The 8,586-nt window shown below is 61.3% G+C and carries 8 protein-coding genes; 7 read left to right on the forward strand and 1 reads right to left on the reverse strand.

Annotated features, from left to right (window positions below; genetic code table 11):
• From ilvC to M0954_RS19265, 4 genes are all read left to right on the forward strand, one after another.
• A partial coding sequence (ilvC, locus tag M0954_RS19250; protein WP_297354929.1) for a ketol-acid reductoisomerase occupies positions 1 to 754 on the forward strand: 754 nt, incomplete at its 5' end.
• Between the two features lie 131 nt (positions 755 to 885).
• The gene (locus M0954_RS19255) at positions 886 to 1,530 is read left to right on the forward strand and encodes a phosphatidylserine decarboxylase (RefSeq protein ID WP_123384471.1); all 645 of its coding nucleotides are present in this window, start codon (positions 886 to 888) and stop codon (positions 1,528 to 1,530) included.
• 24 nt (positions 1,531 to 1,554) lie between these two features.
• On the forward strand, positions 1,555 to 2,424 hold the full coding sequence (pssA, locus tag M0954_RS19260) for a CDP-diacylglycerol--serine O-phosphatidyltransferase (RefSeq protein ID WP_123384470.1): 870 nt from the start codon (positions 1,555 to 1,557) through the stop codon (positions 2,422 to 2,424).
• A 425-nt stretch (positions 2,425 to 2,849) separates the two neighbouring features.
• Positions 2,850 to 4,403 carry a 2-isopropylmalate synthase gene (locus tag M0954_RS19265; RefSeq protein ID WP_123384469.1) on the forward strand — a complete coding sequence of 518 codons (1,554 nt, stop codon included), beginning with the start codon at positions 2,850 to 2,852 and terminating at the stop codon, positions 4,401 to 4,403.
• 120 nt (positions 4,404 to 4,523) lie between these two features.
• Here M0954_RS19265 and M0954_RS19270 read toward each other — a convergent pair whose 3' ends face one another.
• Complete coding sequence (locus tag M0954_RS19270; RefSeq protein ID WP_185090039.1) at positions 4,524 to 5,084, reverse strand: hypothetical protein; 561 nt, start codon at positions 5,082 to 5,084, stop codon at positions 4,524 to 4,526.
• A 201-nt stretch (positions 5,085 to 5,285) separates the two neighbouring features.
• On the opposite strand from M0954_RS19270, the gene M0954_RS19275 reads away from it, so the two are divergent.
• From M0954_RS19275 to pnp, 3 genes are all read left to right on the forward strand, one after another.
• Positions 5,286 to 6,536, forward strand: coding sequence for a branched-chain amino acid ABC transporter substrate-binding protein (locus M0954_RS19275; protein WP_297354931.1), 1,251 nt, complete (start codon positions 5,286 to 5,288; stop codon positions 6,534 to 6,536).
• Positions 6,537 to 6,752: 216 nt separating this feature from the next.
• A complete protein-coding gene (gene rpsO, locus M0954_RS19280) occupies positions 6,753 to 7,025 on the forward strand; it encodes a 30S ribosomal protein S15 (RefSeq protein WP_074265315.1) in 273 nt (90 codons plus the stop codon).
• A 320-nt stretch (positions 7,026 to 7,345) separates the two neighbouring features.
• Positions 7,346 to 8,586, forward strand: a 1,241-nt coding sequence (pnp, locus tag M0954_RS19285; RefSeq protein ID WP_297354933.1) for a polyribonucleotide nucleotidyltransferase, incomplete at its 3' end; no start/stop codon positions are given.

Genomic DNA, 8,586 nt, shown 5'->3' on the forward strand with positions numbered 1-8,586 from the left:
CTATGCCAAGGAAGTGCACGCCAACATCAAGGAAGGCGCGGCGCTTGCTTTCGCACACGGCTTTAACGTGCATTACGGCCAGGTGATCCCGCGTGCGGATCTGGACGTCATCATGATCGCGCCGAAGGCGCCGGGCCACACGGTGCGCAGCACCTACTCGCAAGGTGGCGGCGTGCCCCACCTGATCGCTGTCGCGCAAAACAAGTCGGGCGCAGCACGTGACATCGCGCTGTCGTACGCAGCAGCGAATGGTGGCGGCCGTGCCGGCGTCATCGAAACCAACTTCCGCGAAGAAACCGAAACCGACCTGTTCGGCGAACAGGCGGTTCTGTGCGGCGGTACGGTCGACCTGATCAAGGCTGGCTTCGAAACGCTGGTGGAAGCGGGCTACGCGCCGGAAATGGCGTACTTCGAATGCCTGCACGAACTGAAGCTGATCGTCGACCTGATCTATGAAGGCGGCATCGCCAACATGAACTACTCGATCTCGAACAACGCCGAATACGGCGAGTACGTGACGGGTCCGAAGATCGTGACGGCTGAAACGAAGAAGGCGATGAAGCAGGTGCTGACCGACATTCAGACGGGCGAATATGCCAAGAGCTTCATCATCGAAAACAAGGCTGGCGCACCGACGCTGCAATCGCGCCGCCGTCTGACGGCTGAACACCAGATCGAAACGGTCGGTGCGAAGCTGCGTTCGATGATGCCGTGGATCGCTGCAAACAAGCTGGTCGACCAGTCGAAGAACTAGGCTAGCTGTCGTTCCTGACTGGCGCGGCGCACTTGCGCGAGGCGCCGGCCATGCAAAAAGCCGTCCAAGGGTGCTGAACCCTGGGCGGCTTTTGCTATCCTACGGTTTTACAAAAATACAGAAGCCAATCCATGAATTACCCTCATCCGATCATCGCGCGCGAAGGCTGGCCATTTATTGCCATCGCGGCCGTCGTTGCGTTGTTGATCCAAGCCTTCGCGGGATTCGGCTTTGCCTGGCTGTTCTGGCTGCTGCTCATCTTCGTCGTGCAGTTCTTCCGCGATCCGGCTCGTCCCATCCCCACGCAACCCAACGCCGTGCTGTGCCCGGCCGACGGCCGCATCGTTGCCGTCGAAACGACGCACGATCCGTATGCGAACCGCGAAGCGCTGAAAATCAGCGTGTTCATGAACGTGTTCAATGTCCACTCGCAACGCTCGCCGGTGGACGGTGCGATTTCGAAGGTCGAATATTTCCCGGGTGCGTACCTGAACGCCGCGGTGGACAAGGCTTCGACCGAAAACGAGCGCAACGCGCTGGTGATCCAGACGGCCAGCGGCCATACCGTGACCTCGGTGCAGATTGCGGGTCTTATCGCCCGCCGCATTCTTTGCTATGTGCGCTCCGGCGAGCCGCTCACGCGCGGTCAGCGTTACGGGTTTATCCGCTTCGGCTCGCGTGTCGACGTGTATCTGCCGGTGGGCAGCCGTCCGCGTGTGTCGATTGGCGAGAAGGTTTCGGCATCGTCGACCATTCTTGCCGAACTCGAACTATAAAGCGGCATAAGGGAGGTTTTTCCGATGGCCGCATTCAAGCGTCGTCCCCGTAGCACGGCTGCAGCGCAGCCGCGGCCGTTTCGCCGCAACAAGCCGATGGTGCAGGACGCGGTGCCGATCGACAGCCGCCGCGCGGCGCGCCAGCAGTTTCTGAGAAAGCGCGGCATTTACCTGCTGCCCAATGCGTTCACTACAGCGGCGCTGTTCTGCGGCTTCTTCGCAGTCGTGCAGGCCATGAACGTGCGCTTTGAAGTGGCTGCGATTGCGATTTTCGTCGCCATGGTGCTCGACGGCATGGACGGCCGGGTCGCACGGATGACGCATACGCAAAGCGCATTCGGCGAACAGTTCGATAGCCTCTCGGATATGGTGTCGTTCGGCGTGGCGCCGGCGCTCGTCATGTACGAGTGGGTGCTGAAGGACCTGGGCCGCTGGGGCTGGCTTGCGGCGTTCGTCTACTGCTCGGGCGCGGCGCTGCGCCTGGCGCGGTTCAACACCAATATCGGCGTGGTCGACAAGCGCTTCTTCCAGGGCATGCCGAGTCCGGCGGCGGCGGCGCTGATTGCGGGTTTCGTGTGGCTCGCCACCGATAACCGCGTGCCCGTCAAGCTGGTCTGGCTGCCGTGGGTTGCCTTCGTGCTGACCATCTATGCCGGCGTGACGATGGTGTCTAACGCGCCGTTCTACAGCGGCAAGGCGCTTGATGTACGGCACCGTGTGCCGTTCGGTGTGATCCTGCTGGTGGTGATGGCCTTCGTGCTGGTGTCGTCCGACCCGCCGTTGATGCTGTTTGGCCTGTTTGTGCTGTATGGCCTGTCGGGCTATGTGTTCTGGGGTTACCAGGCCCTGCGAGGCAGGGCCAATCCGGCTCGCTCGGTGCAGCGTGAGCGCTGACGCTTAGGCTGACGTGCGGAGTGGCGCGGCTTGGGTGCAAGCCCATACGTTCCGCTCAGCGCGGTGCTTTCCGTGTCTTGTGACGATCGAAACGGCGGCCTTCTGGCTGCCGTTTTCCATTGATGGGCACGCCGCCTGGCAGACGCCCCAGCCGACTTCGGATGCGGCCGCAGCGTCAGGTTTCGAGCCAATTGCACGATTTTCCGAATGCCGCTATAGTCTGCGGATGGTTACTTCCCAGCTCCCCTTCCAGTCTCTTCAAGCCGGTGCGCTTCTATGCGTGCTAGCGCTAGCGCGTCTACCGCGCTGATCGTTTTCGCCCCCCGTCTGCCTCGTTCGTTGTTTGGCGTCGCCTGCGGTGGCGCAAACACCCGAATTTCGTTTTTCGATCCCCTATTTGACCGAATCCTCCCAGGAGACCCGAGATGGCAGACAAACTGATCATTTTCGACACGACGTTGCGCGATGGCGAGCAATCGCCCGGTGCGTCGATGACGAAGGAAGAAAAAATCCGCATCGCCAAACAGTTGGAGCGGATGAAGGTGGACATCATCGAAGCCGGCTTTGCGGCCAGCTCGAACGGCGATTTCGACGCGATCCAGACGATCGCCTCGATGATCAAGGACAGCACGGTCTGCTCGCTCGCCCGCGCCAACGACAAGGACATCCAGCGCGCCGCCGATGCGCTGAAACCCGCCGATCATTTCCGCATCCACACGTTCATTGCAACGTCGCCGCTGCACATGGAAAAGAAGCTGCGCATGACGCCGGACCAGGTGTTCGAGCAGGCGAAGCTGGCCGTGCGCTTCGCGCGCAAGTTCACCAACGACGTGGAATTTTCGCCGGAAGACGGCAGCCGCTCGGACATGGATTTTCTGTGCCGCGTGCTGGAAGCGGTGATTGCCGAAGGCGCCACGACGATCAATATCGCGGACACCGTCGGCTACGGCGTGCCGGAACTGTACGGCCAGCTCGTCAAGACGCTGCGCGAACGGATTCCGAATTCGGACAAAGCGGTGTTCTCCGTGCATTGTCATAACGACCTCGGCATGGCCGTGGCGAACTCGCTGGCGGGCGTCCAGATTGGTGGCGCGCGTCAGGTGGAGTGCACGATCAACGGTCTCGGCGAGCGCGCGGGCAACACCTCGCTCGAAGAAATCGTGATGGCCGTGAAGACCCGCAAGGATTACTTCGGCCTCGAACTCGGCATCGATACGACGCAGATTGTGCCGGCCTCGAAGCTGGTGTCGCAGATCACCGGTTTCGTGGTGCAGCCGAACAAGGCTGTGGTCGGCGCGAACGCCTTCGCGCACGCGTCGGGCATTCACCAGGACGGCGTGCTGAAAGCGCGCGACACCTACGAAATCATGCGTGCTGAAGACGTGGGCTGGAGCGCTAACAAGATCGTACTCGGCAAGCTTTCGGGCCGCAATGCGTTCAAGCAGCGTCTGCAGGAACTGGGCATTTCGCTCGAAAGCGAAGGCGAGTTGAATACGGCGTTTGCGCGTTTCAAGGAACTTGCTGATCGCAAGTCGGAGATTTTCGACGAAGACATCATTTCGATCGTCACCGAAGAATCGGCGGAGGCGCAGCAAAAGGAGCACTACCAGTTCCTGTCGCTGTCGCAGCATTCGGAAACGGGCGAGCAGCCGCATGCGCGCATCGTGTTCACCGTCGAAGGCAAGGAAGTGACCGGTGAAGCACGCGGCAACGGCCCGGTGGATGCCACGCTCAATGCGATTGAGACGGAAGTCGGCAGCGGCTCTGAGCTACTGCTGTATTCGGTGAACGCGATTACGACCGGCACCCAGGCGCAGGGTGAAGTGACTGTGCGGCTGTCGAAGAGCGGACGCATCGTGAATGGCGTCGGTACCGATCCGGATATCGTCGCGGCATCCGCGAAAGCGTATATCTCGGCGCTCAACAAACTGTATTCGAACGTCGACAAGCTCAATCCGCAGCGTTCGGAAGGCGTGTAAGGCCGGCGGCGCGACCCGCGCCACGGTTCACAAAAAAGGCCCTCGCCACACAATGGCGAGGGCCTTGTTGCATCTGGCTTCTGGTTTCCAGCTTCTGGTTTCGGAAACCGGCCAGCGCGCTCAGAAGAAACTGCGGCGATCTGGATCGTGCAGCGGATCAGGCGATTTCTGCGTAGTTCTCAATATGCCCTGATCGTCGAAATAGAAGCTGTACATCATGTACCAGACGTTGTCTTCCAGGTACCGATAGGTCCAGACCTCGCGCTTCATCAGCGGGTAGTACGAGGTTTCTTCCGGACGCCCGAAATTGACCAGCACGTCGCTCTTGGTCCACTTGCCGATGTCGGCCTTGTAAAACTCGTTGGGTTGCAGGACCTGGCGCACGCTGACGATCTTGCCGGAGCCGTCGATATCCGCGGCGGTGGTGGTTTCACCCATCGGCTGGGTGGGCCACATCAGGCGTTTGCCGCCGTTCGGCAGATCGTAGACTTCCCGCGGGGCGCCAAGCTTGGCGACGATGGTGGATTCGTCCTCGCCCTGCTGGAACTGCTGCCACGGCTGCACGCAGCCCGCGAGCAACAGCGCGCCGAGGCTGGCCAGCGCCGCGCGCCGCAGATGTCCGTGCCGCCGTCGTGCCGACCCAATGGTCGAGGCGAACGCGGATGTGAGGCGGGTAAGCATGAATTCCTCCGATGGCATTGGATGACGGTTTTTATTCTCGATACACAATATTTTGACACGCCGGCAGTCCCACGACGTATCAAGGTGGTGAAGTCAAACTGCAGTTAACTCACTCAACTCGTTAACGAGCGGCAGCACTTGCTTATTCCACGCCGTGCGCCCTATGATCCGCGCTTCGGACGATTCTGAGGAGCGCTGCGCATGACGGCGAAGTGGGGGCGCGTCGCCGCGGCGGCGCTGGCGGCGGTAGTGATGACAGCGGCGCAGGCGGCCACGCAAGTCGCCAATGGGTCGGGGGCACAGTCGAGCCCGGCGCCGGGCGGCACGCCGATCCAGCTCGCGCTGATCGAAGGCATGTCCGGTCCGTTCGCGAACGCAGGAGCGGCGGTCGAGCGCAATCTGCGCTTCGGCGTTGAAACGGTGAATGCGCATGGTGGCGTCAAGCTGGCCGACGGCGCGCATCCGCTTGAACTTGTCGTGCTGGACAGCAAGGGCAGCCCCGAAGAGGCGCTGCTGCAACTCCGCGCGGCCGCGGACCGCCATATCGGCTATATCCTGCAGGGCAACAGCTCGGCGGTCGCGGGGGCGCTGATCGGCGCGATCGACAAGCAGAACAGCCGCGAGCCCGATAACCGTGAGCTGTTTCTCAACTACTCCGCCGACGATCCCGCGCTGACCAATGCCGCCTGCAGTTTCTGGCACTTCCGCTTCGACGCGCACGCGAGTATGCGCATGGATGCGCTCGCCGACGTGATCCAGCGCGACCCGTCGGTCAAGAAGGTCTACCTGCTGAATCAGGACTACAGCTTTGGCCATGATGTCAGCGCGCTCGCCCGTTCATCGCTGGCGGCGAGACGCCCTGATATTGCGATTGTCGGCGACGAGTTTCACCCGATTGGCCGCGTGAAGGATTTTGCGCCATATATCGCCAAGATCCGCGCAAGCGGTGCCGATGCGGTCGTGACGGGAAACTGGGGCAACGATCTGACGCTGCTCGTCAAAGCCGCCCGCGAGCAGGGTCTGAATACCAGTTTCTACACCTTCTACGGCAACAGCCTTGGCGCGCCGGCCGCGCTCGGCGACGCCTCGGATGCCTGGTACAAGGCGTTCCGCGCCCGCTACCCGGCCGCGCAAGACGACTACCCGGTGTTGCGCATGGAACTGATGATCGAAATCCTCGCCGCAGCCATGAATAAAGCCAGCAGCGCCCAGCCGGAGGCGGTTGCGAGGGCACTGGAGAATATGAAGTTCGACAACGGCTTCCACTCGTCCTGGATGCGTGCCGACGATCATCAAATGATCCAGCCCCTTTACGTGATGGAGATGGACAAGGCTGGCACGCCCGGCGTGCGCTTTGACAACGAGGGTTCGGGTTATGGTTTTCGCACGGTGCTGGCGCTGCCGCCCGAGCGCACCGTCCCACTAACCACATGCCGGATGACACGGCCATAGGTAGGCGCGTCGAGCGTGTGTCTGAACCGGTACCCGTACGTCCGATGCGCCGCTGGCCTGGATCAGCCGTGGATTCGACCCGCCTCCGGCCAGAATCCCGCCTATAAGACCGGGCTGGCGGCCAGTACAGCCTGTGCTACAATACGCCCCTCGTTGTAAGCCACGGCACGGCCTTTCTTCCGTGACCGCCTGTTTAGTTCTCAAGGAAAATTTGATATGACCGCAGTTGAAACAAGCAAGAAGTCCGAAGTCGTTGCGCAATTTGCACGCGCTGCTAACGACACCGGCTCCCCCGAAGTTCAGGTCGCTCTGCTGACGACCCGCATCAACGAACTGACCGTTCACTTCAAGGCCCACACGAAAGATCACCACAGCCGCCGCGGTTTGCTGCGCATGGTGAGCCGTCGTCGTAAGCTGCTCGACTACCTGAAGGGTAAGGACGCGGACCGTTACCGCGCACTGATCGAGAAGCTGGGTCTGCGTAAGTAATTGGGCGCGCGGTAAGGCGCTCTCAGCAAGATGCCTGTGTCAGTTTCACTGATACAGGCATTTTGTTTTTGAACGGTGCGCTTCATGTGAGGTGCACCGGTGGTTGTCCGCGGTAGCGTGACGGTTCATGCGACGGGCAACACTCAACACAGCCGGGCTTCAGGGCAGAGCTTTGTGTCATTCCAGCGGTTCGCGCACGTACTTAGCGTAGGGCGTGGTTCTCTGGAATGGCATAAATAACACTCCTCTTCCCATGTAGCGCCGGTCCTTGCGTTGCCGCGCCGCTTCTGGTCCGCGCGGCATAACGATGGAGCGAAAAAATGACTATGTTCAATAAAATCGTCAAAGAATTTAAGTGGGGCCAACATAATGTTCGCCTCGAAACGGGCGAAATCGCTCGTCAGGCTGGCGGTGCTGTGATCGTCGATATCGAAGATACCGTTGTGCTCGCAACCGTAGTAGGCGCCAAGACCGCCAAGCCGGGTCAGGACTTCTTCCCGCTGACCGTCGACTACCTCGAAAAGACCTACGCTGCCGGCAAGATCCCAGGTGGCTTTTTCCGTCGCGAAGGCCGTCCTTCGGAAGGCGAAACGCTGATCTCGCGCCTGATCGACCGCCCGCTGCGCCCGCTGTTCCCGGAAGGCTTCTACAACGAAGTTCAGGTTGTGATCCACGTCCTGTCGTTGAACCCGGAAATCCCTGCTGATATCCCCGCGCTGATCGGCGCGTCGGCGGCGCTCGCTGTGTCGGGCCTGCCGTTCAACGGTCCGGTCGGCGCTGCACGCGTGGCCTACATCAACAACGAATACGTGTTGAACCCGACGCGTCCGCAAATGAAGGAATCGGCGCTCGACCTGATCGTCGCCGGTACGGAACGCGCGGTGTTGATGGTGGAATCGGAAGCGCAGCAACTGAGCGAAGAAGTGATGCTCGGCGGCGTGGTGTTCGGTCACGAGCAAATGCAGATCGCGATCGACGCGATCCATGAACTCGTGCGTGAAGGTGGCAAGCCGGAATGGGACTGGAAGCCGGCCGCCAAGAACGAGCCGCTGATCGCTCGCGTGACGGAACTGGCGCAAGCCGAACTGCTCGCCGCGTATCAGATCCGCGACAAGCAGGCCCGTTCGACCAAGCTGAAGGAAGTCTACGCAGCGACGTCGGCCAAGCTGGAAGAAGACGCAGCCGCAGGCGGCACGGTCGCAGCCGACAAGGCTACGGTCGGCAATGTGCTGTTCGACATCGAAGCGAAGATCGTCCGTTCGCAGATCCTGAACGGCGAGCCGCGTATCGACGGCCGCGACACGCGCACCGTGCGCCCGATCGAGATCCGCACCGGCGTGCTGCCGCGTACCCACGGCTCGGCGTTGTTCACGCGTGGCGAAACCCAGGCGCTGGTGGTGGCAACGCTCGGCACGAAGGGTGACGAGCAGAACATCGACGCGCTCGAAGGCGAGTACCGCGAACGCTTCATGCTTCACTACAACATGCCTCCGTTCGCGACCGGCGAAACGGGCCGCGTCGGTTCGCCGAAGCGCCGTGAAATCGGTCACGGCCGTCTGGC

The organism is Paraburkholderia sp., from assembly GCF_026225065.1.
GTDB lineage: Bacteria > Pseudomonadota > Gammaproteobacteria > Burkholderiales > Burkholderiaceae > Paraburkholderia.